Source organism: Streptomyces sp. TE5632 (assembly GCF_054061295.1).
In genome coordinates this window covers 5584057-5607684 of the sequence record NZ_JBSSEA010000003.1, presented here as the reverse complement: position 1 = coordinate 5607684, position 23628 = coordinate 5584057, and the positions used below count along the sequence as shown (strand labels likewise).

The window sequence follows — 23628 nt, the reverse complement described above, 5'->3', positions numbered from 1 at the left end:
CTGGGGGTGGGTGCGGGCATGCTCATCCGGCGGGTGCGCTCCCGTCGTCCCGGACGGTGTGGTCGGTGCGGGGCGCGGGCACCCCGTCATGGACACCGCGCATTTCCCGGGACACCGCGGGCACGTGGTGCGCCTCCATGGCGTGGGACTCCATGGCGTGAGGTTCCATGGCACGGGTCTGCGTGGTGTGGAGCGGGTCCGTGGGGTGGGCCTCCATGGGCCGTGACGGCAGCATGGGCAGCATGGACACGGACGCCGTGGGGTCGCCCACCATGTGCTCACCGGCGTTGTCGGCGCGCCCCATGTCGTCGCGCCCCATGTCGTCGCGCCCCATGTGGCCGACGTCCGTGGGCTGTTGGGTTTCGGCGAGGCTGACGCCCCGTTGGAAGGCCGCCATCAGCTGGGGATCGTGACCGGCGACGTGTCCGGTCTCCTGACGCGGCGTGGGGCCGTCGCGGAGTTGGGGCACGAGGTGCTCCTGGGCGCGGCGGCGGGGCAGTCGGGGTTTGTCCATGGTGCCGCGCACCGTGCCGTCGCGCGGGGTGAGGGGAGCGGCCCCCGCCCCGTTCTCCGCGAGGGTCCGCCGGTCGTCGGGGGCGAGGCCGGGCGTCGCCTCGGCCGGGTTGGGCCGTACCGCGCGGGCACCGCGCAGCGGCAGGGGTGGCGCCACGCCGTCGGGGGGCGACGGGGCCGGAACGGTGGCGTGGCCGCGGCGGTGCGACCGCGGTCCCGCGGCATGCGGCACCGGGGTGCGGGGCGCTCCGGGCCCCTGCAGCGGTCCGGGTCCGGAGCCCGTCTGCGGCTCGGGCAGCGGGCCGGTCCCGTACCCGGCGGGCCCGGGCAGCGGGATGCCTCCGGGCGCGGGCACGGGGTGCCCGGGCCGGGACGTCGGCCCGCCGCCGTACTCCGCGCCCGGCACCGCGTCGATCTCTCGCGGCTGTCCCGTGCCCTGCCCCGCGACCCACGGCTCCGCACCCAGCAGTGACTGCGGCACGACGAGCACGGCCTGCACTCCGCCGTAGATGTTGCTCTGCAGCCGGACATGGATGCCGTGCCGCTTCGCGAGCTGCGAGACCACGAACAGACCGATGCGTCCGTCGGCCAGCAGGCTGGCCACATTGACCTGATCCGGGTCGGCGAGCAGGGCGTTCATCCGCTCCTGCTCGCCCATGGGCATGCCGAGCCCGCGGTCCTCGACCTCGACGGCGAGCCCGGAGGTGACGAGGCCGGCGCGGAGCAGCACCTGGGTGTGCGGAGCGGAGTACAGCGTGGCGTTCTCGACGAGTTCGGCCAGCAGGTGGATGACGTCGGCGACGGCGTGCCCGCGCAGGGTGCCGTCGATCGGCGGGACGAGTTTGACCCGCGAGTACTGCTCGACCTCGGCGATGGCCGAGCGCAGCACCTCGGTCATGGAGACGGGCTTGCTCCACTGCCGCCGGGAGACGGCCCCGCCGAGCACGGCGAGGTTCTCGGCGTGGCGGCGGATGCGGGTGGCGAGGTGGTCGACGTGGAAGAGGCCCTTGAGCAGGTCGGGGTCCTCGATCTCGTTCTCCATCTCGTCGAGGAGGGAGATCTCGCGGTGCACCAGGGACTGCAGGCGCCGGGCCAGGTTGACGAACACCTCGAGTTTCTGTTCGCTGCCCGCCTGGCTGGAGAGCTGGGACGCCTGCACGACGGCGGTGACGGCGCCGTCGTGTGCCCGGGACAGGTCGGCGGCGAGCAGGTCGAAGTCGTCGGCGTCCTCCGGCGTCCTGTCGCGCTGCCCCCGTGGCGGCGGGCCCTCCCCCCGGCGCAGGGCGTCCACCAGGCCGCCCAGGTCGGCCTCGCGCCGGGCCGTGCTCCGGCGCAGGCTCTCCACCCTCTCGTGTACCGAGCGGGCGGCGCGGTCGGCGGCCACGGCGGCGATGACGATGCCGGCGAGGGCCACCGACCCCGCGCCGCCGAGCACGGCCCACAGCGTGGCGCCGGGTCGTACCCCGGTGGAGCGGACCGTGAACAGCACGGCCGCGCAGGCGCTGAGGGCGACCGCGACGGGCGGCAGCACGGCGAGCCGCAGCAGCTGGGGCCGTATCTGGGTCTCGGGGGGCGCGGGGGCGGGCCGGGAGGGCGGGCGTCCGTGCCGTCCGCCCTCCCGCCGGTACGTGCGGGAGGCCGGAGCGCGGGAGCCGGGCATCGGCGTCCTCGAACCGGTACTGGTCCGTCGGTTCCGGGTGCCGGTCGCGCCCGAGACGCCGGCCGGGCCCGGCCGGCGGGACTCCTCGCCCCGTCGGCTCCCTCGTCCGCCTTCTTCCTGCACGTACCGGTCCCCGCTCCCTGATCCGATCCGGTGGACATGGCCCCAGGGCGCGATGCGCCCGACCGACACTCACCGTAGTCACCACCGCATCACGCGCGGTGGTCAGTTGACAAACTTGCCCGGGCAGCGTCCCACTCTGGTATGAGGCTTCGTACGACAGACCGATAAACCCGTCAGGGAGTCACCCGGGAACGGCCACAGAACGATCCGACCTGGTCAGAAGTGGTCACGGGCACATACCGAGGGCCGGGGGGGCTCACCGCTCCCCGGCCCTCACCCTTCCGACGTCCACCCGCCCAAGCCGCTGCGGCGGCCGCGGCCTCTCCGTCACAGCGGCCCCCAGGGTTCCTTCACGCCCGAGGAAGGTCCGCAGAATCCTTACCCTCCGTAGCAACCCAGGCCATGACTCCTGGGCTCCTGACCTGTGTCAGTCCTCCCCCACCAGGTCCAGGTCCTCGAGGGAGGAAGCGGAGGGATCCGTGACGGGGTCGGGCAGCGGCCACTTGTGGTTCGGAACGTGTCCCACCTCCCGCCACCACGTCTTCGTCGGCAGCTCTCCCGCGGGCTCGAACGGCATGCCCGGGACGGGGAAGGCGGCGGGCTGACCGACCGCGTCGGCGGCCGCCATCGTCCACTCTCCGGGTTCCGCCCAGGGATGCGGCGCCAGGTTGAAGGTGCCCCAGTGGATCGGCAGGAAGACACCGTCCGGACGGCCTCTTTGCAGGTCCAGATGGGCCTGGATGCCCTCGGCCGGGTTCATGTGGATCTCGGGCCAGGAGCCGGGTCCCGGGACCGGGTCCAGCCGGCCCTTGGGCCAGAAGTCCGAGTACGCGCCGATCTGGATCATCGTCGCGTCGAACGGGCCGTGGTCGGCGCCGATGTCCTTGAAACCGTCGAAGTAACCGGTGTCGCCGCTGTGGTACACACGGTGCTCCGCACCTGCCACGACCCAGGAGGCCCACAGGGTGTGCTGGGTGTTGCGCAGTCCCCGGCCGCAGAAATGGCGGGCCGGGGTGGCCGTGAGGGTGAGCCCGCCGACCCGCGTCGCCTCGTGCCAGTCCAGTTCGCGCAGCCGGTCGGCGGACACGCCCCAGTGCTCCAGATGGGCACCCACCCCGAGCGGCACGGCGAACAGCGTGTCCGTGCCGGCCAGCGCCTTGATGGTGGGCAGGTCCAGGTGGTCGTAGTGGTCGTGCGAGATCACCACGACGTCGACCGGGCCGAGCGCGGCCAGCGGCAGGGGCACCGGGTGCAGCCGCCGGGGCCCGACGAAGGGGAACGGGGAGCAGCGCTCGCCCCACACGGGGTCGAACAGGACCCGCTGACCGTCGATCTCCGTGAAGACGCTGGAGTGGCCCATCCAGGTGAGGCGCAGCCCGGTGGCCGGCGGGCGGGCCAGGTCGGCGAGGGTGGTGGAGTGCACCGGCACGGTGCCGCGCGGCGCACGGTTGTACCGGGTCTCCTTGTCGAAGTAGGTCTTCGCCAGGTCTCGGGCCGAGCCCTCGGACCGGGGCCGGGTGGGGCCCCCGGGGTTCTGGAACACCCCGTCCCGGTAGTGCGGGGATCTGCGGATGCGCTCCATGCGCTCCCCACTCGGGTCCGCGCCGAAGGCCGCGGGCCGGAGCGCACGGAGCCCGGAGCTCTGGGAACGGAAACCGGCCACGATGCCTCCCAGCGGAGTCGGTCAGACATCCCATTATGTGCGGGCAGCCCGGTACCGCAGTGGCGGACGGGACGGAACCGGCCGCCCGGGGCGATCCGGTTCCTCTCGGGAGCGGGGCGCGGGCGTCCGCTCCCGCACCCCGCTCCCGTCCCCGTGCCCGCCGCGTCCGGCGTTACGCCACCGAGGCGATCCGCACCTTGATGTCGTCCGGGGACAGCGTCCCCTTCGCCGTCACGTGGTCCCCCGACGACTCCCCGCGCAGCCGGCGCCCTATCCACGGCACCAGGTACTCGCGCGCCCAGTGGACGTCGTCCCGCCGGACGTCGAGGTTGCCGCGCGGCGGCAGCGGGGGCCAGGGCTGCTCCGGGTCGGCCGGGACGTCCAGGCCGAGGGTCTGGCCCGCGCGGAGCGCCACGCGCGTGTGCCCCTCGGGCGACAGGTGGAGCCGGTCGGCGTCCCAGGCCCTGCGGTCCTGGACGCTCCTCAGGGACCACAGGTCGAGCACCGGGCAGCCGTACCGGTCGGCGACCGCCCGCACGTGCCCGTTGTAGGTGGCGATCTTGCCGCGCAGATGCTTGAGCAGGGGCACGCCCCGGGTGTCGAACCCCGTGGTCACCAGGACCGTGCCGGAGACCGCCGTGAGCGCGGCCACAGCCCGCTCGAAACGCTCGGCCACCTCGTCGGGGTCGGTGCCGGGGCGGAGGATGTCGTTGCCGCCCGCACAGAAGGAGACCAGTGCGGGAGCCAGTTCGACGGCCCGCGGAACCTGGTCGGCCATGATCTGGTCGAGCAGTTTCCCGCGCACCGCGAGATTCGTGTACCGGAAGTCGCCTTCGGGGCGACGGTCGGCGAGAAGTACGGCGAACCGGTCGGCCCAGCCGACGAACGCCCCGTCCGGGCCGGGGTCGCCGACGCCCTCGGTGAAGCTGTCCCCCACCGCCACGTACGACCCGATCACTGATGTGCTGTCACTCTTCGAATCGTCTGCCACGAGGGGACATGATTCCCTTTCGAATGTGACCTACGCGACCGTAGGAAGGGGTTGACGCGCGGTGAGATAAGCCACTCCCGAAGCATTGCCCCATTCCGGAATAGCCCTGTCGGCAAGAACGTTGAGGGGCGAAACACGCCGAAGGCCGGCCCCGGGGATCCGGGGCCGGCCTTCGGCGTGTTTCAGGCGGGTCGTCGCGGGGGTCAGGCTATGGAGACGCCCTTCGCACCGAGGTAGGCGACCGGGTCCACGTCCGAGCCGTAGTTCGGCGCGGTGCGGATCTCGAAGTGCAGGTGCGGGCCGGTCGAGTTGCCGGTGGACCCCGAGAGGCCGACCTGCTGGCCGCCGCTCACGGTCTGGCCGGCCGAGACGGACAGCGAGGACAGGTGGGCGTACTGGGCGTAGTGGCCGTCCTCGAGCTTGATGACGACCTGGTTGCCGTACGCACCGGCCCAGCCCGCGGAGACGACGGTGCCCGGGCCGACGGCCTTCAGGGAGGTGCCGGTCGGAATGGCGAAGTCGACGCCGGTGTGGTAGCCGCTGGACCACATGCTGCCGGCCACCTTGTAGGCGGTGCCGAGGCTGCCACCGGGCACCGGCGAGCTGTAACCGGAGGTGTTCGCGGCCTGGTTCGCGGTCGTGGCGCCGGAGGAGGCCTTCGGCGCGGACTGCTCGGCGGACTGCTTCGGCGCGGAGGACGGAGCGGACGAAGAGGGCAGACCCAGGGAACCGGCAGGGCCGGAGGAGGGCGACTTCTTCGGCGTGCTCGTCGCGGCCTCGCCGTCGACCGAGAGCTTCAGACCGGGGTGGATGAGCGACGGGTCGTCACCCACGGCCTCCCGGTTGTCGGCGTAGAGCTGCTTCCAGCCGCCGTCGACGTTCTCGGACTCGGCGATCTTCGCCAGGTAGTCGCCGCCCTTCACGATGTACGTGCGGGCGCCGCCGTTCCTGCCGTTGTCGGCCTTCTCGCCGTCAGCCTTCTTGTCGGCGACGGAGAACGACTGGACGACCTTTTCCGGGGCCGCCTGCGCAGGGGCGGCGTTCGCGCCGGTGGCGCCGAGAAGCGGCAGGGCGAGCGCGGCGCCACCAGCACTGGCGACGGCGATGGAGCGGGTGAAGCGCACAGCGCGGGGACGGCGGTGCTTACCCTTTGCGGGCATGACGAATTCCTCTCCGGCGCCTACGAGGTGAGCTGTCGGGTTCGGACTGGAGATGCCCGGCCGCGTCGAGACGCGACTTAACCCCGAGCCTGTTCCGGAGACCGGAACAGGCAGTGGTACCTGTGGGTCCCCCGCTCCTGCCGTACACGGGTCAGTGTGTGCGGGCTCCGGGCGGCGGCAGGATTAGGCGTCCGTCCGGATCGATGGCGAACGTAGGCGACCACGACGCGAAGGGACAAGCGCGATGTTCCGAGCGAAGGCCCTTTTCCGTGATCCATCCACCTGAATTCCGTCACCCGGAGTCGTCCCGGATTTCCCGCACCCCCGAATTCCCCTGCGAAACGCCGGAATTACGTGAACATGGCGACAACACATCGTCACCGATATGACGATGCTCACCACACCCTCCCCATCTCCCTCTATGTCGGGTCGATTTATTCCTAAATGCACCAAACGGACAAAGCGCCTTCAATCATCCGATCGGGGGCGCTCCGCTCCGGCCGGACGGCTGGCTCGGAACGCCCGTGCCGACCGATCCGCGGACAACTCATTGCCCCTGACAGGCATGTCGTATCGTCGAGTGACACCCGCCGGCGCCTCCCCGTCGGCGGCGAGAGGGAGGGGCCCCTGTGACGCAGCACATCCCGTCGACCGAACCCGAGCTGACCGGAGTGCGGAACTTCCGCGACGTGGGCGGACTGCCGACCGTGGACGGCCGCCGGGTACGGCACGGGGTGCTGTTCCGCAGCGGTCATCTCGCCCACGCCACCGCGTCGGACGCCGACTTCCTGTCCTCCCTGGGGCTGCACACCGTCTTCGACTTCCGCAACGCGGCCGACCAGAAGCTGGACGGCCACGACATCGAACTGCCCGGCGTGCGCAACGTGAACCTGCCGCTGAGCGACCCGGCCGACGGCGCCCGGTTCTGGAGAATGGTCCGCGACGGCGACCTGGACCAGCTGCGCTCGATCCTCGCCGACGGCAAGGGGGCGGACCGGATGATCGCCTCGTACCGCGTGATCGTCAGGAAACGCACCGCCGAGCACTCCCGGGTGCTGCGCTCGCTCGCCGAGGACAGCGTCCCCGCGCTGATGCACTGCGCGGCGGGCAAGGACCGCGCGGGCCTGTCGGTGGCGGTGACGCTGCTCGCCCTGGGCGTGGAGAGGGACGCGATCTTCGACGACTACCTCAAGTCCAACGCCAAGCACCGCCGCTACAAGGTGCGTCGCAGCGGCAGCTCCGCCTCGGCCTACTCCCCCGAGGTCATGGAGCTGCTCGACCCCCTGTTCGACGCCCGCGCCGAATATCTGTCGGCCGCCCTGGAAACCATCGAGGAGACCTGGGGCGGCGTGGACCCCTACCTCGAGACGGCGCTCGGGCTCACCCCCGAAAACCGGGAGCGACTGCGCGAGCGCCTGCTCGACTGAGGAGCCGCCCGTCCGGGCAGCGCCTCACGGGGGCACTGCCCGGACAGGCTCTGAGGGCTACTGCTTCGCGCCCAGCGCGAACAGCAGATAGATGAAGCCCGCGAAGAGGTGCCCCACCACGACGTAGACGAACAGCCTCACCCACAGGGCGCGAGGGAACTTCTCCTCCAGGTCTTTCATGACACATCTCCATGGGTGGGGCCCAGGCACAGGGCGGCCGTGGGGCTCTGCAACAGGGTATGGACGAAGAGCAGCTCGACCCCGTCGGGGTCCTGAGCGGCGATACGGTGCGGGGTCAGCGAGTCGAAGTGCGCGCTGTCGCCCGGGGCCAGCCGGTGCAGCGCGTCCCCGAGGCGCAGCAGCAGCCGTCCCTTGAGGACGTACAGCCATTCCTCACCCGGGTGGACCCGCACGATGCCGCTCTGGGAGCCGTGGGGAACCTCGACCCGCAGGGCCTGCATCCCGCGCCCGGGGGAGCCGGCCTGCCGGTACGTCCAGCCGCCCGCGACGGTCGGCTCCGCGTCGGCGGCACGCAGCACCGTGTCATGGTCGGCGGTCGTCTCGCCGAGCAGTTCCGAGACGGTCGTACCGTAGATACGGGCCAGGGAGAGCAGCATGGGCAGCGAGGGCTGACGCTGCCCGGTCTCCAGCCGGGAGAGGTGGGCGGGTGACAGCCCCGCGTCGCGTGCCGCGGCCTCCAGGGTCAGGCCTGCCCGGCGGCGCAGCGCCCGCAGGTGCGGCGCGACCGCGGGAAGCGCGGCGGCCGGTTCGGCCGACGGCTCGCTCTCGGGGGTGCTCATGACCTCATTCAGCAGCATTATTGCCCGTGGGGCAAATTTCTTGCCTCACGGGCAAAAAAGGGGCGGGTGTCACGACCCGGCAGGCATCACGGCCGGGAGGCCGTCACGGCCGGACGGGGCCAGTGTCTCACCGGCCGACGACCGCCTGCTTCATCAGGGTCCTGCCGAACTCCCACACCAGACCGCCGTCGTGGGCGTCGTCCATCACCGCCGTGAAGGCGTCCACGAACCGGTCCACGTCCCGCTCGTCGATGATCAGCGGCGGGATCAGTTTGATCACCTCCATGTGGTCGCCGGAGACCTGGGTGAGGATCCTGTGCCGCCGCAGCAGCGGCACGACCACCATCTGCGCGAAGAGCCCCTTGCGCGCGGCCTGCAGCGCGGCCCAGCGGCCGCGCAGCTTGAGCGACCGCGGCCGGCCGAACTCGATGCCGATCATCAGGCCCCGGCCTCGGACGTCGGCCAGCAGCTCGTACTTCTCGGTCAGTGCCGCGAGCCGGGACCGCAGCAGCTCTCCGGTGGCCCGGACGTGCGCGACGATGTGCTGGTTCTCCATGACCGACAGGACCGCGAGGCCCGCGGCCATCGCCTGGGCGTTGGCCCCGAAGCTGGCCGAGTGGACCAGCACCCGGTCCATCGACGAGTAGACCTTGCGGAAGATCCAGTCCTTGCCGAGCGTGGCCCCCACCGGCACATAGCCGCCGGAGAGCGCCTTGGCCACGCACACCAGGTCCGGCTCGACCCCCTCCTCGTGCTGGTAGGCGTAGAAGTCGCCGGTCCGCCCGAGTCCGGTCTGCACCTCGTCGGCGATCAGCAGCGCCTTGCGCCGGTGCAGCAGTTCCTGCGCGGCGCGCAGATAGCCGGGCGGGGCCTCGTGCACGCCCTTGCCCTGGATCGGCTCCACGATGAGGGCGGCGACATCGCCCTTGGCCAGCTCCCGCTCCAGCGCGTCCAGGTCGCCGAGCGGTACCGCCGTGTCGGGCAGCAGCGGGGCGAAGCCGTCGCGGAAGCCGGACTCGCCGTTGACGGACAGGGAGCCGGTGGTCAGGCCGTGGAAGGCGTGCTCGCAGTACAGGACACGCGGCCTGCCCGTCACGTAGCGGGCGAACTTCAGGGCGCCCTCGACCGCCTCCGTTCCGCTGTTGCCGAAGAACACCCGGTCCAGATGGGGGCTGTGCGCGAGCAACCGCTCGGCCAGCAGACCGGGCAGCGGCTGGCAGTCGAAGCGGGTGAGGTCGGCGAGCGAGGCGTCGAGGACGTCGTGCAGCGCCTTGCGGACCACGGGGTGGTGGCGCCCCAGGCCCATCACCCCGAATCCGGCGAGCATGTCCAGGTGGTCGTTGCCGTCCGCGTCCCAGAAATGGGCTCCCTCGGCTCGTTCGTAGACCTTGTCGAAGCCGATGGTGTGCAGCATGCGCGGGAGCTGGTGGTTGAGGTACCGGGTGTGCAGCTCGTAGCGCTCGGCTCCCCGTTCGGCCAGCAGCGCGCCGAGGTCGAAATCCCCGGCCCGCGACGGCTTCGACGCGGACTCCGCGATGGTCATTGCGGTGACTCCTGTCGGTCCTGTGGTTGCTTCGGCTGCTCGTCCCCGACGGTCAGGCTCGCGCTGATCCGGCCGGCGATCTCGACGGGCGTCAGGCCGATGCCGGCCAGCACCTCGCCGCGTTTGGCGTGCGCGAGGAACTGCTCCGGGATGCCGAACCGCCGTACCGGTACGTCGACATCGGCGTCGCCCAGCACCAGGGCCACGGCCGAACCCACGCCCGCCGCACGGCCGTTGTCCTCGACGACGGCCACGAGACGGTGCCGGGCGGCCAGCCCGGCCAGCGCCGGGTCGACGGGCTTGACCCATCGGGGGTCGACCACGGTGCAGCGGATGCCACGGGCTTCGAGCAGTTCGGCGGCCTGGAGACAGACGGGCGCCATCACCCCGACCGCCACCAGCAGCACCTCGGGATCACCGGTGCGGTGCAGCACGTCCATGCCGCCGACCCGGCCGAGCGCCGGGATCGCCGGTCCCACGGACTCCTTGGGGAACCGCAGCAGCGTCGGCGCGTCGTCGACGGCGACCGCCTCCCGCAACTGGACGCGCAGTTGGTCCGCGTCGCGCGGTGCGGCGATCCGCAGGCCGGGGACGACCTGGAGGATCGACATGTCCCACATGCCGTTGTGGGAGGGCCCGTCGGTGCCGGTGACACCGGCCCGGTCCAGGACGAAGGTGACCCCGCAGCGGTGCAGCGCCACATCCATCAGCAGCTGGTCGAAGGCGCGGTTGAGGAAGGTCGCGCAGACGGCGACGACCGGATGCAGGCCGCCGGTCGCCAGGCCCGCCGCGGACACGGCGGCGTGCTGCTCGGCGATGCCGACGTCCCACACCCGGTCCGGGAACCGTTCGGCGAAGGCGCCCAGGCCCACCGGATGCAGCATGGCGGCGGTGATCGCCACCACGTCCTCACGCTCCTCGCCGATGCGGACGATCTCCTCACCGAAGACCGAGGTCCAGGAGGGTGCGCCGGCCGGTGCGAGCGGCGCACAGGTGAGAGGGTCCATCACGCCGACGGTGTGGAAGTGGTCCTCCTCGTGGGCGACGGCGGGTTCGTAACCGCGGCCCTTCTCGGTGAGGCAGTGGACCAGGACGGGCCCGTGGAAGCGTTTGGCGCGGCGCGGGGCGGACTCCACGGCCTTGACGTCGTGCCCGTCGACGGGGCCGACGTACTTCAGGCCCAGGTCCTCGAAGAGACCCTGGGGGGCGAAGACGTCCCTGAAGCCCTTCTTCGCGCCGTGCAGCGCCTCGTAGACGGCGCCGCCGATCAACGGGGTGTGCTGGAGCACGTGTTTGCCCCAGGCCAGCACCTTTTCGTAGCTGTCGGTGGTGCGCAGGGCCGCGAGGTGGTTCGCGAGGCCGCCGGTGGTCGGGGCGTAGGAACGTTCGTTGTCGTTGACGACGACGATCAGCGGGCGGTCCTTGGCGGCGGCGATGTTGTTCAGCGCCTCCCAGGCCATGCCGCCGGTCAGGGCGCCGTCGCCGATCACGGCGACGACATGCCCCTTCTCCCCTTGCATCCGGCGGGCCTTGGCCAGTCCGTCGGCCCAGCCGAGGGCCGTGGAGGCGTGGCTGTTCTCGACGACGTCGTGCTCCGACTCCTCGCACGAGGGATAGCCCGACAGGCCTCCCTTGCCGCGCAGCTTGGAGAAGTCCTGACGTCCCGTCAGGGGCTTGTGGACATAGCCCTGGTGGCCCGTGTCCCACAGGATGCGGTCGACGGGCGACTCGAAGACCCGGTGCAGGGCCACGGTGAGTTCCACCACGCCCAGGTTGGGCCCGAGATGCCCTCCGGTCCTGGCGACCGCGTGCACCAGGAACTCCCTGATCTCTTCGGACAGTTCACCGAGTTCCGCCTCGGACAGCGCCTTCAGGTCACGTGGTTGCCGGATGCTCTCCAGAATCGTCACGCTCGGGCCCCCTTCGGTTCCGTGCTGTTCAGCTCACGGTGACGGCCGGCTCCCCCGATGCGACGCCGTCCTTCTCCATCCGCTCGGCGATCTTCATGGCCTCCTCGATCAGGGTCTCCACGATCTTCGACTCCGGGACGGTCTTGATCACCTCGCCCTTCACGAAGATCTGCCCCTTGCCGTTGCCCGAGGCCACCCCGAGGTCGGCCTCACGGGCCTCGCCCGGACCGTTGACCACACAGCCCATCACCGCCACCCGCAGCGGCACCTCCATCCCCTCCAGCCCGGCGGTCACCTCGTCGGCCAGCTTGTACACATCCACCTGCGCCCGCCCGCAGGACGGACACGAGACGATCTCCAGACCCCGCTGCCGCAGATTCAGCGACTCCAGGATCTGCAGCCCCACCTTGACCTCCTCGGCCGGCGGCGCCGACAGCGACACCCGGATGGTGTCGCCGATCCCCTCACTGAGCAGCGCGCCGAAGGCCACCGCCGACTTGATGGTGCCCTGGAACGCCGGACCCGCCTCGGTCACCCCCAGGTGCAGCGGATAGTCGCACCGCGCCGCCAGCTGCCGGTAGGCCTCCACCATCACCACCGGGTCGTTGTGCTTGACGGAGATCTTGATGTCCCGGAAGCCGTGCTCCTCGAACAGCGACGCCTCCCACAGCGCGGACTCCACCAGCGCCTCCGGGGTGGCCTTGCCGTACTTCTGCAGCAGCCGCCGGTCCAGCGACCCGGCGTTGACCCCGATCCGGATCGGCGTGCGGTGCTCGTTCGCCGCCTGCGCGATCTCCTTGACCTTGTCGTCGAACTGCTTGATGTTGCCCGGGTTGACCCGCACCGCCGCGCAGCCGGCCTCGATCGCGGCGAACACGTACTTGGGCTGGAAGTGGATGTCGGCGATCACCGGGATCTGCGACTTGCGGGCGATGGTGGCCAGCGCGTCCGCGTCGTCCTGGGTGGGGCAGGCCACCCGCACGATCTGGCAGCCCGAGGCGGTCAGCTCGGCGATCTGCTGCAGCGTCGCGCCGATGTCCGCGGTGCGGGTGGTGGTCATCGACTGCACCGACACCGGCGCGTTGCCGCCCACCGCCACCGACCCGACCTGGATCTTCCGGCTCGTGCGGCGCGGGGCCAGGGTGATCGGAACGGACGGCATGCCCAGGGCGACGGCGGTCATGTCCTCACTCCCTGTTTCCCGAGACCGTGTCGCGCATGGCGCGCAGGGACTCCTTGAGCGACCCCATGGTGGCGAGGACGGCGGTGGGCTCGTACCCGCAGTGCGCCATGCAGTTGGCGCAGCGCGGGTCCTTGCCGCGGCCGTACTTGTCCCAGTCGGTCTCCTCGATCAGCTCCCGGTAGGTCGGCACATAGCCGTCGCTCATCAGATAGCAGGGGCGCTGCCAGCCGAAGAGCGAGTAGTTCGGGATCGCCCACGCGGTGCACGGGAAGTCGACCCTGCCCTCGAGGAAGTCCAGGAACAGCGGGGAGTGGTTCAGCCGCCAGCGGCGGCGGTTGCCGCCCGCGAAGGCCTTCCTGAACAGCTCGCGGGTCTGCTCCACGCCGAGGAAGTGCTCCTGGTCGGGAGCCTTCTCGTAGGCGTAGGCGGGCGAGATCATCATCTCGTCGACGCGGAGGTCGTCATTGAGGTAGTCGAGCACCTCGATGACGGTCTGCGGGGTGTCGGTGTTGAAGAAGGTCGAGTTGGTGGTGACCCGGAAGCCGCGCCGCTTGGCCTCCTTGATGGCGGCCACGGCCTCGTCGAACACGCCCTCCTTCGCGACGGACTCGTCGTGCCGCTTGCGCAGTCCGTCGATGTGCACGGCGAAGGCGAAGTAGGGCGACGGCGTGAACTTGTCCATCTTCTTGCGCAGCAGCATGGCGTTGGTGCACAGGAAGACGTACTTCCTCCTGGCCACCAACTGGCGTGCGATCTCGTCGATCTGAGGGTGCATCAGCGGCTCGCCGCCGGCGATCGACACCATCGGCGCACCGGACTCCAGCACCGCGCCCACGGCCTGGGCGACCGGCATGCGCTGCTTGAGCACCCCGGCCGGGTGCTGGATCTTCCCGCAGCCCTCGCACGCGAGATTGCAGGCGAAGAGCGGTTCCAGCTCGACGATGAGCGGAAACTTCTCGCGCTTGCGGAGCTTCTGTTCGGCCAAGTACGTAGCGACCTTGATGGACTGCCGCAGTGGCATGGCCATCTGGCTCACCTCCTGGGGAGCAGCAAGGAACGGTGCCATTCGAGATACGCGGGAAGAACGGAACGAAGAACGCGGAAAGCCGATATTCCACCGCGCACCGTGCCGATCCGGACCAGTTCATGTTCAGGAGCGTCCACGACCACCCGGACGGCCGCAACAGGGCGCGCACCCAATCGGACGGCGCTCAGGAGCGTGGCCGCGGACTCCATGTCGACGGCGATCGCGCCGGTGGCGAGCAGCTCGGACCGTTCGTCCCCGCGGACGACGTGCCCGGAACCGGTGAGCAGGCCGGTGTGGACGGTGCGCCCCGGGGCGACCCGGGCCAGTTCCTTCACCAGCAGCTCGGCGCCGTCGCAGGGGACGCTGCCGCGCGGGTCCCGGGTCTCCTCGGCGACCACCAGGTCGCCGGGGTGCATCCCGGGGGCCAGCCCCGCGCAGAAGCCGGTGGCCAGCACGGCCGCGTCGCGCAGCACCCGTTCGGCGAGCATCCGGGTGACCGAGCGCTCGGCCGCCTCCGGCCCCATGCCCGTCCGCAGGACGGCGACCGGCCCGGCGGACCCTGCCCGCACCCGCCGGTGCAGGGCGAGCTGCTCGATGCCGAGCGCGCAGGCGATCAGCAGCGGGGCCGGGGCCGGCCGGGCGCTCATCAGCTGCCCTTCGCCTCGGCGAGCCGCTGCTCCGGCCCGGCACCCGGGGCACCGGCGTCCGACGCGCCGACGTCAGATGTGTCGACGTCAGATGCGCCGACGCCCGAAGCCTCCGGTGCGCCCGCGCTCGCCGTGCCCGCGCCCGGCTGTGCCGCGGCGGACTTCCCGGCGAACGGTTCCCCGTTCACGTACCGGCCGAGCGCGGTGAGCGGGAAGACCTGCCGGTAGAGGTGGTAGTTGATGGAGAAGTCCCAGGGGAAACCGGTGCCGGTGAAGTATGGCTCGTCCCAGGAGCCGTCCTCCCGCTGGGTGGCGGCCAGCCACTCGATGCCGCGCTCGACGGCCCCGGACTCCTTCTCGCCGGCCGCCAGCAGGGCCATCAGCGCCCACCCCGTCTGCGACGCGGTCGAGGCGCCCCGGCCGCTCCACTCACGGACGTGCCGGTAGGAGCGCAGGTCTTCGCCCCAGCCGCCGTCGTCGTTCTGGACCGACTCAAGCCAGGCGACGGCCCGCCGGATCGCCGGGTGCGAGCCGGGGAGCCCGGCGGCGACCAGCGCGGGCACCACGGCCCCGGTGCCGTAGAGGTAGTTGACGCCCCAGCGGCCGAACCACGAGCCGTCCGGCTCCTGTTCGGCGAGCAGCCACCGGATGCCGCGCCGGGTGCGCGGGTCGTGGGCGAGTCCCTCGACGGCGAGCATCTCCACGACGTGGGCGGTGACATCGGCCGACGGCGGGTCGATGACCTCGCCGAAGTCGCAGAACGGCAGCCGGTTGGGGAACGGGCTGGTGTTGTCGACGTCGAACGCGCCCCAGGCACCGTTGCGGGACTGCATGCCGAGGTTCCAGCGCACTCCGCGGCCGATGGCGTTGTCGACCCGCTCCGGGTCATGGTGCTTGACCCGGCGGAGCGCGAGGACCACTTCGGCGGTGTCGTCGATGTCGGGGTAGTTGTCGTTGTGGAACTCGAACGCCCAGCCACCGGGCGGCAGTCCGGGCCTGCGGACGGACCAGTCTCCGGGTCTGACGACCTGTTCGCCGAGCATCCAGTCGGCGGCCCTGACCAGTTGCGGGTGATCGGCGGGCAGACCGGCGTCGGCCAGGGCGATGGTGGCGAGACAGGTGTCCCACACCGGGGACTGGCAGGCCTCGATCATCCGGGCGCCGTCCTCGCGCCACACGGCGAACCGGTCCAGGGACTGGAGTCCCGCGCGCATCACCGGGTGGTTCAGGTCGTAGCCGAGCAGGTGCAGGGCGATGACCGAGTACACGGCGGGCGGCTGGATGCCGCCCCAGCAGCCGTCGTTCTCCTGCCGCTCGATGATCCAGCGGGCCGCGGTGTGCATCGCCGCCCTGCGCAGCCCGCGCGGGACGGCCCTGCGCAGCGCGTGCAGGCCCTTGTCCAGCCGCTGGAAGGCGCCGTCCCAACTGGTCGCCGGAGCGAGCGGTACGGGAGGGTTGGGGCGGGCCGGGTCGGTGTGCAGTTCGTCCAGCGGGAACGGGGCGGGCCGTACCGGCCGCTTGGCGGAGACGATCGTCAGCGGGACGATGGTCTGCCGTGCCCAGCAGCCGAAGTCGTAGATGTTGAGCGGCACCCAGGACGGGAACCAGATCAGCTCGGGCGGGAGTTCCGGCAGGTCCTCCCACTTCCACCAGCCGAACAGGGCCAGCCAGATCCGGGTGAAGACCCGGGAGGCGGCGACCCCGCCGTGCTCGCGGACCCAGGCGGAGGCCCGCGCCATGTGCGGGGCGTCCGGCGGGTCACCGGCCAGCCGGAGGGCGACGTACGCCTCGATGGTGGCGGAGAGTTCGCCGGGTCCTTCGTGGAAGGTGGCCCAGGTGCCGTCCTCGCGCTGCTCGCCCCGGATGAACAGGGCGGCGGCGTGGGTGGTCTCCTCGTCGAGGATGCCGAGGAAATGACGCAGCAGCAGGTCCTCGGCGTCCATCGTGACGTTGGTCTCGAGGTCTCCCTTCCACCAGCCCTGGTCGTCCTGGCGGGACAGCAGGAACTCGGTGGCGCGCCGCATGGCACCGGCGGCGATGTCGGGTGCCCCGGCCGCCTCGGGGATGTCGGTGTCGTTTTCGCTGGCCGCGGTCACTCGGGACGGCAGGGCCGTCCCGGTGCTTCCGTCGGTCGTCGCTGTCATGGCTTCCCCTTCGTGCAGTCCTGCAATGTGTGCGTCTGCTGTGGGTCCGCCGTCGGCCGGTGCCGTACTCCTCGTCACACCGGCCGGCGACTACGCGAGGGCTATTCGACCGATGGTGATCATCTCTTTCGTACGACGACGAAGTCCGCGAGCGCCGTGAACCGATCCCGTACTCGGTCGGGCATGTCGACGGCGTCGAGGGCTTCGATGGCGGTGGTGTGCTGACGACGTGCTTCCTCGGCGGTCCACTCCCGTCCGCCGGCCTGCTCGATGAGGGCCGCGCGGGCCGCGAACTCCTCCTCGGAGAAGTTCGCGAAGTCGCTGCTCTCGGCGTCGGCGGCGAGGATGTGGGCGAGTTGTTCGGAGGCGGGGCCGCCCGCGGCGAGCGCCGCCACGACCGGGAGGGACTTCTTGCGCTGCCGCAGGTCGCTCCAGGTCTGCTTGCCGGTGGCAGCAGGGTCGCCCCAGATGCCGAGCAGGTCGTCGACGGCCTGGAACGCCAGGCCGAGGTGGTAGCCGTAGGTCTCCAGGGTGTCGGCGGTGTGCTGGTCGGCACCGCCGAGGACGGCTCCGACGGAGCTGGCGCAGGCCAGCAGGGCGCCGGTCTTGTTGCCCTCCATCTCCAGGCACTCCTCGACGCCGACTCGTTCGCGGTGCTCGTAGGAGATGTCCTGCGCCTGGCCGTCGATGAGGGAGCGGCTGGCGGTGGTCAGCCGGCTGGCCGCCCGGGCGGCCTCGGCGGTGCCGAGTTCCAGCAGCACCTCGTAGGCGAGGGCGAACAGGGCGTCGCCGACCAGGATGGCCTGGGCGGGGCCGTGCACCTTCCAGACGGTGTCGCGGTGCCTGCGCTGTTCGTCGCCGTCCATCAGGTCGTCGTGCAGCAGGGAGAAGTTGTGCACGAGTTCGACGGCGACCGCACCGGGGACGCCGACCTCGGGGGCGGCACCGGTGACCTCGGCGGACAGCACGGCGAGCGCGGGGCGTACGGCCTTGCCGCCGTCGCCGTCGGCGGGCCGGCCGTCGGCGTCGATCCAGCCGAAGTGGTAGGCGGCGACGGTGTCCATGGGAGGCGCCAGGCGGTCGATGGCCGCCCGCAGTACCGGCATGGCCAGTGTCCGGCCGCGCTCCAGGAGCGCGGGCGCGTCCGCCGCGGTCCTTCCAGCGGCCTTCGAGGCCGGGGGCACAGTGGGCACAGTCTCTCCTCTTGTTGCGGTACCGGGGGTGCGCGGGCCTGCCGCGGCGGGTGCGTCGGCGGTCACCGGAGCCCACCTCGCACGGCGGCGCCCGGAACGCCGCGGTCGGCCGCCTCCTCCTCTGCGAAGAGGTGACGGGGGCGGGGCCGGCCCAGGGCGCTCAGCGCGGCGTCCGCCGCGTCGACGCCGCTGCGGACCGCACCCTCCATGGTCGCGGGCCACCCGGTGGCGGTCCACGCTCCGGCCAGATACAGGCCGGGGGCCTTGGTGCGGGCGCCGGGCCTGAGCCGTCCGACGCCGGGCGCGGGAACGAACGTGGCGGTGCGCTCCCGGGTGACGAAGAAGTCCCGTACGCCGGCGCCACGGGTGCGCGGCAGCAGCCGTTCCAGTTCGGGCAGATAGCGTGCGCGCAGCGCGGCCACGGCCTCGTCGATCTCGTTCTGCGCGACCGACTGCGACACGGCCAGGTACTGCCCCTGCCGCAGGCCGGACGCCTCGGTGCGGTCGAAGACCCACTGCACGGGGCTGCCGAGGGCCGCGAAGAAGGGCCGGGTGAGCACCTTGCGGTCGTAGACGACGTGGACGTTGAGGATCGGCGCGGTGCCGATGCGGAGCAGCCGCTCCGGCTCGTCGAGCGCTCCCGCGGGCAGCAGGTCGTGCGCCTCGCGCTGCGGTACGGCGAGGACGACCGCGTCCGCCTCGAGCGTCTCGCCGGGCACCTGGACGCTCCACCCCGCGTCGCCGTGCGGGGAGACGGAGGTGACCCGGGTGCGGACCTCGGTACGCACGCCCGCGGAGTCGAGCGCCTTGCGGGCCAGCCGGTCGTGCAGGTCGCCCAGCGGGACATGGGCCCAGCCGATGTCGGCGGCGCCCGGGTCGGACAGCAGTCCGGTCTTGAACACCATCGCGGCGAGCGCCAGGGAGGAGTCGCCCGCGACCGCGTTGAGGGTGGCGACCCCGACCAGGTCCCACAGTGCCTCGACGGTGCGCGCCGACTGGCCGTGCGCGGCCAGCCAGCTGCCGAAGTCCTGCTCGTCGAGGGCCGGATCGGCGAGGTCGAGCCTCTTGAGCGCGAGTGCGGCCCGGCCCACCCCGGCCCGCTCGGCGAGCGAGAGGTGCGGGTACGTGGCGAGGCTGCGCCCCAGGTGCAGGGGTACGGGCAGCGCGTCGCGGCGCAGCCGGCCGAGCCGTCGGCCCTCGGGCCGGTCGGCGTCGAGAACGGGGACGTCGAGACGATTCTGCAGCGGTGCCAGGGCGGCTCCGTCGATCCGGTCGAGGAACCAGCGGTAGGCGGTGCAGCAGCGCAGGTACACGTGCTGGCCGTTGTCGACGGTCAGGTCGCCGCGCTGGAAGGAGAAGGCGAGCCCGCCGAGCCGCGGGCGGCCCTCGAACAGGGTGACGCGCACTCCGGCGTCGGCGAGCGCGAGCGCGGCGGTGACTCCGGCGAGCCCGCCGCCGATCACGACGGCGTGCCGTCCCGCCGGTGCCCGATCCCCGGCGGGTGAGCCTTCGGGCCTGTTGACAGGGGTCATGGTGCGCCCTTTCCTGCCCGGCCGCCGTACGGTCCGGACGGTGCGCGGACGGCCGTCTCAGTACGGGACGCGGCATGGCGGCGGAGGGTTGCCCGCCGCTTCCCGGCGGGGATGCCGACTGGAAGCGGTGTGTCCATCAGGCGCGCCTCCTGACGGTCCGCCGGGTCGCGCTGCGGGTGTCCAGGCCGGAGAGTCCGCGCACCGCGACGTAGGCCTTCTCCCGTCCGGGCAGGGAGACCCGGCCGCGCAGCACGGCCTCGGGCTCGCGCTCGATGCGGTCGAGGAGACGGCGGTAGATGCCGGCCATGGCGGCGACACAGGCGCCGCTGCGCCGGTCGAGCATGGGCAGCAGCCGGTAGCCCTCGGCGAACAGGGCACGGGCCCTGCGCACTTCGAAGTGGACGAGGCCCGCGAAGTCGGAGCCCTGCGGCGGGGTCGGCCCGCTGAACCCGGCCGCGCAGCCGAACTTGGCGAGGTCGTCGGCGGGCAGGTACGTGCGACCGCCCCCGGCGTCCTCCCTGACGTCCCGGAGGATGTTGGTGAGCTGGAGCGCGAGCCCCAGCGTGTCGGCGTACTCGGCGGCGCGCTCGACACCCCGCGCGCCGGGTTCCGTACCGAAGACGCCGAGGGAGACGCGCCCGATGGCACCCGCGACGCAGCGGCAGTAGACCTTCAGGTCGTCCCAGGTCTCGTAGGTCGCGCCGCGCACGTCCATCTGGACGCCGTCGAGGAGTTCGTCCAGGCCGCCGAGCGGAATCGGGAACCGCTGTGCGGCGTGCGTGAGGGCGACGGCGACCGGGTCGGTGTCGTCCTCGTCGACCGCGCCGTTGCGGACCCGGGCGAGCAGCGCCCGGGTGTCCTCGAGCCTGGCGAGCTTGACGTCGTCCGCCAGCGGGCCGTCGCCGATGTCGTCGACGCGCCGGGAGAGCGCGTACAGCGCGGACATCGCGCGCCGCTTGGGCGTCGGCAGCAGCCGGATACCGTAGGCGAAGTTGCGGGCCTGCTGTCCGGTGACGGCCTCGCAGTACCGGTATGCGGCGAGCACCGGTGCTGACACGTGCGCTTCCGATTCCACGGTCCGGATCACCCCTCTCCTCGCAGCGTCATGCCCACCTCGCGCAGCAGCCGGACCTTGCCGGGCTTGGGCGGGCCGGTGAGTACGTCGTATTCGGCGGCGGCGATGGCACCGAGGGCCGCCCTTCCCCCTGCCAGGAATCCCGCGAGCAGCAGTTTCAGCCTGCCGTGGACGCCGGCCACGAGGGGCTCGCCCTCCTCCAGGAGGTCCCGGGCGCGTTGCGCCTGGAACGCGATCAGCGCGCGCACCGACGCGCCGGCGTGCGGCGCGGCGAGGTCCGCCTCCTGGACGTGGAAGCGCTTCATGTCCGTGGCGGGCAGGTAGACGCGGTCGCGGCCGAGGTCCTCGGCGACGTCCTGGAGGTGCTCGACGATCTGGAGAGCGGTGCAGACGGCGTCGGAACGGCGGATCCGCTCGGGGCTCGCGGTGCCGGTCACGGCGAGGACGAGGCGGCCGACCGGGTTGGCCGACAACGCGCAGTAGGCGAGCAGGTCGTCGTAGGTCTCGTAGCGGCTGACGATCTGGTCCTGGCGGTTGGCGGCGATCAGACCCAGGAAGGGTTCGGGGGTCAGGGCGTGGCGGCGGACCGTCGGCTGGAGCCCGCGCAGCAGCGGATGGCGCGGGACGTCGTCGAACACCCGGTGCAGATCCGCCTCGACCGCGTCCAGCAGCGCCGTCCGGTCATCGGCCTGTTCGGGGGCGACGCCGAGCAGCCGGGCGTCGGCTCCGCCGGGGGCCAGGTCGCCGTCGCCGATGTCGTCGACCAGCCGGGCGTAGCCGTAGACCGCCATCAGGTCGTCACGCCAGGCCCTGGGCAGGAAGAACGGCGCCACCGGGAAGTTCTCGGCGGCGGCCTTGTCGAGGGTGGCGCGCTCGGGGTCGACGCCGCGCGGCGTGCCGGTTCGCGTCATCGGGGGCTGCCCTGGGCGGGGACGGCACATGCTGCGTTCAGCAGGGGAGCCTCCGTAACCATTGCCGTCACATCTCCCGTTCTACACTGCCGACCCAATTCGCACTATTTCGGACACGCCGCCCACACTTCCGGCAGGATGGACCGCCGGGCGGTGTCGCGCATTATGGCCCTGATTGCCGCCTTTGGGCACCGCTACAGCTTACGTTGTACAACGCGGTACCGACCGCCGGGGTGTCCCGTGCATCACGACAACGCACCGATTGGCGTCAAGATTCCTACACGGGGCGGAAGTTGACGCTTCCTTGACAGACGCCGAGGCCCGGCGGACCCCGGCGCGCCAGGCTACTTCCCGGCGAACTTCTCGTACTCCTTGAGCACCTCGTCCGTCGGCCCGTCCAGGCGCAGCTCGCCCCGCTCCAGCCACAGCACGCGCTCGCAGGTGTCCCGGATCGACTTGTTGTTGTGGCTGACCAGGAAGACGGTGCCGGCCTCCTTGCGCAGCTCCCGGATGCGCGCCTCGGAGCGCTTCTGGAACTTGCGGTCGCCCGTGGCCAGCGCCTCGTCGATCATCAGGACGTCGTGGTCCTTGGCGGCGGCGATGGAGAAGCGCAGCCGGGCGGCCATGCCGGAGGAGTAGGTGCGCATCGGCAGGGTGATGAAGTCGCCCTTCTCGTTGATGCCGGAGAAGTCGACGATCTCCTGGTAGCGCTCCCGGACCTGCTCGCGGGACATGCCCATGGCGAGCCCGCCCAGTATGACGTTCCGCTCGCCGGTGAGGTCGTTCATCAGGGCGGCGTTGACGCCGAGCAGGGAGGGCTGGCCGCCGGTGTAGACCTTGCCCTTCTCGGCGGGCAGCAGACCGGCGACGGCCCGCAGCAGGGTCGACTTGCCGGAGCCGTTGGAGCCGATCAGGCCGATGGCCTCGCCCCGGTAGGCGACGAAGGAGACCCCGCGCACGGCGTGCACCGTGCGCACGCCCCGCGCCGCGTCGTCCTTGCCCCGCCGGATCATGCGGCTCAACGCCGCCGTGGCGCTGCCTTTGCCGCCCCTGGCCCCGTTGACGCGGTAGACGATGTGCAGGTCGTCCGCGATGACGGTGGGGACCTTCTCGGCAGCGGTGTCGGCATTTTCGGCATTTTCGGCATTTTCGGTGTTGTCAGCCACGACCGTAGGTCTCCTCGGCCTTCCAGAAGTAGACGAAACCGATCACCCCGGCCAGCAGCGCCCAGCCCACCGCGACCGCCCACACATGCGGCGGCAGATACCCGGAGCCGTAACCGTCGATCAGCGCGAAGCGCACCAGGTCCATGTAGACCGCGGCCGGGTTCCACTGCAACACCTCGGCCAGCCAGCCCGGCACGTCCCTGCCGGCCAGCATCGCCGGGATGCTGAACATCACCCCCGAGGCGTACATCCAGGTGCGCAGCACGAACGGCATCAGCTGGGCCAGGTCCGGCGTCCGGCTGCCCAGCCGCGCGAAGATCAGCGCCAGCCCGGTGTTGAAGACGAACTGCAGCCCCAGCGCGGGCACCACCAGCAGCCAGGACCACCCGGGCAGGCTGCCGAACGCCAGCACCACCAGCACCAGCACCACCATCGAGAACAGCAGCTGCTGCAGCTGCTGCAGCGCGAAGGAGACCGGCAGCGCCGCCCGCGGGAAGTGCAGCGCCCGCACCAGGCCCAGATTGCCGGAGATGGCCCGCACCCCGGCCAGCACCGAGCTCTGCGTGAAGGTGAACACGAAGACCCCGGTCACCAGGAACGGCACGTAGATCTCGTGCGGGATGCCCCGGCGGGCGCCCAGCAGCAGCCCGAAGATGAAGAAGTACACCGCCGCGTTCAGCAGCGGGGTGGCCACCTGCCACAGCTGGCCCAGCCTGGCCTGGCTGTACTGCGCGGTCAGCTTCGCCCGGGAGAAGGCCAGGACGAAGTGCCGGCGCGCCCACAGCTCGCGGACGTAGGCGGGCAGGGTGGGGCGGGCGCCGCTGACCGTCAGCCCGTACCGGGCGGCGAGCTCGGCCGCCGTGAGGCCCTCGTCGGGCGGCACGGACGCGCTGACCGCGACCGTGCCGTCGTGCGTTGTCTCACTCACTGGTGGAAGCTTTCCCTCTTCGAGATGCGCGG

General features: G+C 71.6%; 20 protein-coding genes and 1 riboswitch. Of the genes, 1 reads left to right on the top strand and 19 read right to left on the bottom strand.

Translation table 11 applies throughout. The features are described from left to right. Nucleotides 1-22 precede the first annotated feature (22 nt). The 4 genes from ACVW19_RS30690 to ACVW19_RS30675 all read right to left on the bottom strand — a co-directional run bounded on the left by ACVW19_RS30690 (nucleotide 23) and on the right by ACVW19_RS30675 (nucleotide 6110). Nucleotides 23-2173, bottom strand: coding sequence for an ATP-binding protein (locus ACVW19_RS30690; RefSeq protein WP_457463512.1), 2151 nt, complete (start codon nucleotides 2171-2173; stop codon nucleotides 23-25). A 550-nt stretch (nucleotides 2174-2723) separates the two neighbouring features. Beyond that, nucleotides 2724-3959 carry an MBL fold metallo-hydrolase gene (locus ACVW19_RS30685; protein WP_457463510.1) on the bottom strand — a complete coding sequence of 412 codons (1236 nt, stop codon included), beginning with the start codon at nucleotides 3957-3959 and terminating at the stop codon, nucleotides 2724-2726. A gap of 172 nt (nucleotides 3960-4131) precedes the next feature. Beyond that, a complete protein-coding gene (locus ACVW19_RS30680; RefSeq protein ID WP_457464853.1) occupies nucleotides 4132-4917 on the bottom strand; it encodes an SGNH/GDSL hydrolase family protein in 786 nt (261 codons plus the stop codon). A 236-nt stretch (nucleotides 4918-5153) separates the two neighbouring features. Then, a complete protein-coding gene (locus tag ACVW19_RS30675; RefSeq protein WP_457463508.1) occupies nucleotides 5154-6110 on the bottom strand; it encodes a LysM peptidoglycan-binding domain-containing M23 family metallopeptidase in 957 nt (318 codons plus the stop codon). A 2-nt stretch (nucleotides 6111-6112) separates the two neighbouring features. Further along, nucleotides 6113-6277, bottom strand: a riboswitch (cyclic di-AMP (ydaO/yuaA leader). 462 nt (nucleotides 6278-6739) lie between these two features. Here ACVW19_RS30675 and ACVW19_RS30670 point away from each other — a divergent pair. Beyond that, nucleotides 6740-7537, top strand: a complete 798-nt coding sequence (locus tag ACVW19_RS30670) for a tyrosine-protein phosphatase (protein ID WP_457463507.1) — start codon at nucleotides 6740-6742, stop codon at nucleotides 7535-7537. A 57-nt stretch (nucleotides 7538-7594) separates the two neighbouring features. Here ACVW19_RS30670 and ACVW19_RS30665 read toward each other — a convergent pair whose 3' ends face one another. From ACVW19_RS30665 to ACVW19_RS30595, 15 genes are all read right to left on the bottom strand, one after another. Beyond that, nucleotides 7595-7717, bottom strand: coding sequence for a DUF6126 family protein (locus ACVW19_RS30665; protein ID WP_457463505.1), 123 nt, complete (start codon nucleotides 7715-7717; stop codon nucleotides 7595-7597). After that, the gene (locus tag ACVW19_RS30660) at nucleotides 7714-8337 is read right to left on the bottom strand and encodes a helix-turn-helix domain-containing protein (RefSeq protein ID WP_457463504.1); all 624 of its coding nucleotides are present in this window, start codon (nucleotides 8335-8337) and stop codon (nucleotides 7714-7716) included. Before ACVW19_RS30660 ends, ACVW19_RS30665 begins: the two co-directional genes overlap by 4 nt. A 127-nt stretch (nucleotides 8338-8464) precedes the next feature. Continuing rightward, nucleotides 8465-9880, bottom strand: coding sequence for an aspartate aminotransferase family protein (locus ACVW19_RS30655; protein WP_457463502.1), 1416 nt, complete (start codon nucleotides 9878-9880; stop codon nucleotides 8465-8467). Continuing rightward, on the bottom strand, nucleotides 9877-11790 hold the full coding sequence (gene dxs, locus ACVW19_RS30650; protein ID WP_457463500.1) for a 1-deoxy-D-xylulose-5-phosphate synthase: 1914 nt from the start codon (nucleotides 11788-11790) through the stop codon (nucleotides 9877-9879). The genes ACVW19_RS30655 and dxs overlap by 4 nt, the downstream gene beginning before the upstream one ends. Before the next feature lie 28 nt (nucleotides 11791-11818). Next, nucleotides 11819-12973 carry a flavodoxin-dependent (E)-4-hydroxy-3-methylbut-2-enyl-diphosphate synthase gene (gene ispG / locus ACVW19_RS30645; RefSeq protein WP_457463499.1) on the bottom strand — a complete coding sequence of 385 codons (1155 nt, stop codon included), beginning with the start codon at nucleotides 12971-12973 and terminating at the stop codon, nucleotides 11819-11821. Between the two features lie 4 nt (nucleotides 12974-12977). Next, nucleotides 12978-14000, bottom strand: coding sequence for an adenosyl-hopene transferase HpnH (hpnH, locus tag ACVW19_RS30640; protein WP_457463497.1), 1023 nt, complete (start codon nucleotides 13998-14000; stop codon nucleotides 12978-12980). Between the two features lie 5 nt (nucleotides 14001-14005). After that, complete coding sequence (locus ACVW19_RS30635; protein ID WP_457463495.1) at nucleotides 14006-14647, bottom strand: phosphorylase family protein; 642 nt, start codon at nucleotides 14645-14647, stop codon at nucleotides 14006-14008. Beyond that, nucleotides 14647-16791, bottom strand: a complete 2145-nt coding sequence (shc, locus tag ACVW19_RS30630) for a squalene--hopene cyclase (RefSeq protein ID WP_457463494.1) — start codon at nucleotides 16789-16791, stop codon at nucleotides 14647-14649. The genes ACVW19_RS30635 and shc overlap by 1 nt, the downstream gene beginning before the upstream one ends. A gap of 119 nt (nucleotides 16792-16910) precedes the next feature. Next, nucleotides 16911-17975: a polyprenyl synthetase family protein gene (locus ACVW19_RS30625; RefSeq protein ID WP_457464852.1), complete on the bottom strand. Its 1065-nt coding sequence runs from the start codon at nucleotides 17973-17975 to the stop codon at nucleotides 16911-16913. Nucleotides 17976-18046: 71 nt separating this feature from the next. Further along, the gene (gene hpnE, locus ACVW19_RS30620) at nucleotides 18047-19516 is read right to left on the bottom strand and encodes a hydroxysqualene dehydroxylase HpnE (RefSeq protein WP_457463492.1); all 1470 of its coding nucleotides are present in this window, start codon (nucleotides 19514-19516) and stop codon (nucleotides 18047-18049) included. Next, the gene (locus ACVW19_RS30615) at nucleotides 19513-19653 is read right to left on the bottom strand and encodes a DUF6380 family protein (protein ID WP_457463491.1); all 141 of its coding nucleotides are present in this window, start codon (nucleotides 19651-19653) and stop codon (nucleotides 19513-19515) included. Before ACVW19_RS30615 ends, hpnE begins: the two co-directional genes overlap by 4 nt. Then, nucleotides 19653-20603, bottom strand: a complete 951-nt coding sequence (gene hpnD, locus ACVW19_RS30610) for a presqualene diphosphate synthase HpnD (protein WP_457463490.1) — start codon at nucleotides 20601-20603, stop codon at nucleotides 19653-19655. Before hpnD ends, ACVW19_RS30615 begins: the two co-directional genes overlap by 1 nt. After that, a complete protein-coding gene (hpnC, locus tag ACVW19_RS30605; RefSeq protein ID WP_457463488.1) occupies nucleotides 20600-21502 on the bottom strand; it encodes a squalene synthase HpnC in 903 nt (300 codons plus the stop codon). Before hpnC ends, hpnD begins: the two co-directional genes overlap by 4 nt. 344 nt (nucleotides 21503-21846) lie before the next feature. Beyond that, nucleotides 21847-22668, bottom strand: a complete 822-nt coding sequence (locus tag ACVW19_RS30600; protein ID WP_457463487.1) for an ABC transporter ATP-binding protein — start codon at nucleotides 22666-22668, stop codon at nucleotides 21847-21849. Beyond that, the gene (locus tag ACVW19_RS30595; protein ID WP_457463485.1) at nucleotides 22661-23596 is read right to left on the bottom strand and encodes an ABC transporter permease; all 936 of its coding nucleotides are present in this window, start codon (nucleotides 23594-23596) and stop codon (nucleotides 22661-22663) included. The genes ACVW19_RS30600 and ACVW19_RS30595 overlap by 8 nt, the downstream gene beginning before the upstream one ends. Nucleotides 23597-23628 lie beyond the last annotated feature (32 nt).

Coding starts and splice junctions, on each gene's coding strand:
- ACVW19_RS30690 (WP_457463512.1), bottom strand. CDS start 2,173: ATGCCCGGCTCCCGCGCTCCGGCCTCCCGCACGTACCGGCGGGAGGGC.
- ACVW19_RS30675 (WP_457463508.1), bottom strand. CDS start 6,110: ATGCCCGCAAAGGGTAAGCACCGCCGTCCCCGCGCTGTGCGCTTCACC.
- ACVW19_RS30665 (WP_457463505.1), bottom strand. CDS start 7,717: ATGAAAGACCTGGAGGAGAAGTTCCCTCGCGCCCTGTGGGTGAGGCTG.
- ACVW19_RS30660 (WP_457463504.1), bottom strand. CDS start 8,337: ATGAGCACCCCCGAGAGCGAGCCGTCGGCCGAACCGGCCGCCGCGCTT.
- ACVW19_RS30655 (WP_457463502.1), bottom strand. CDS start 9,880: ATGACCATCGCGGAGTCCGCGTCGAAGCCGTCGCGGGCCGGGGATTTC.
- ispG (WP_457463499.1), bottom strand. CDS start 12,973: ATGACCGCCGTCGCCCTGGGCATGCCGTCCGTTCCGATCACCCTGGCC.
- hpnH (WP_457463497.1), bottom strand. CDS start 14,000: ATGGCCATGCCACTGCGGCAGTCCATCAAGGTCGCTACGTACTTGGCC.
- ACVW19_RS30635 (WP_457463495.1), bottom strand. CDS start 14,647: ATGAGCGCCCGGCCGGCCCCGGCCCCGCTGCTGATCGCCTGCGCGCTC.
- shc (WP_457463494.1), bottom strand. CDS start 16,791: ATGACAGCGACGACCGACGGAAGCACCGGGACGGCCCTGCCGTCCCGA.
- hpnE (WP_457463492.1), bottom strand. CDS start 19,516: ATGACCCCTGTCAACAGGCCCGAAGGCTCACCCGCCGGGGATCGGGCA.
- ACVW19_RS30615 (WP_457463491.1), bottom strand. CDS start 19,653: ATGGACACACCGCTTCCAGTCGGCATCCCCGCCGGGAAGCGGCGGGCA.
- hpnC (WP_457463488.1), bottom strand. CDS start 21,502: ATGACGCGAACCGGCACGCCGCGCGGCGTCGACCCCGAGCGCGCCACC.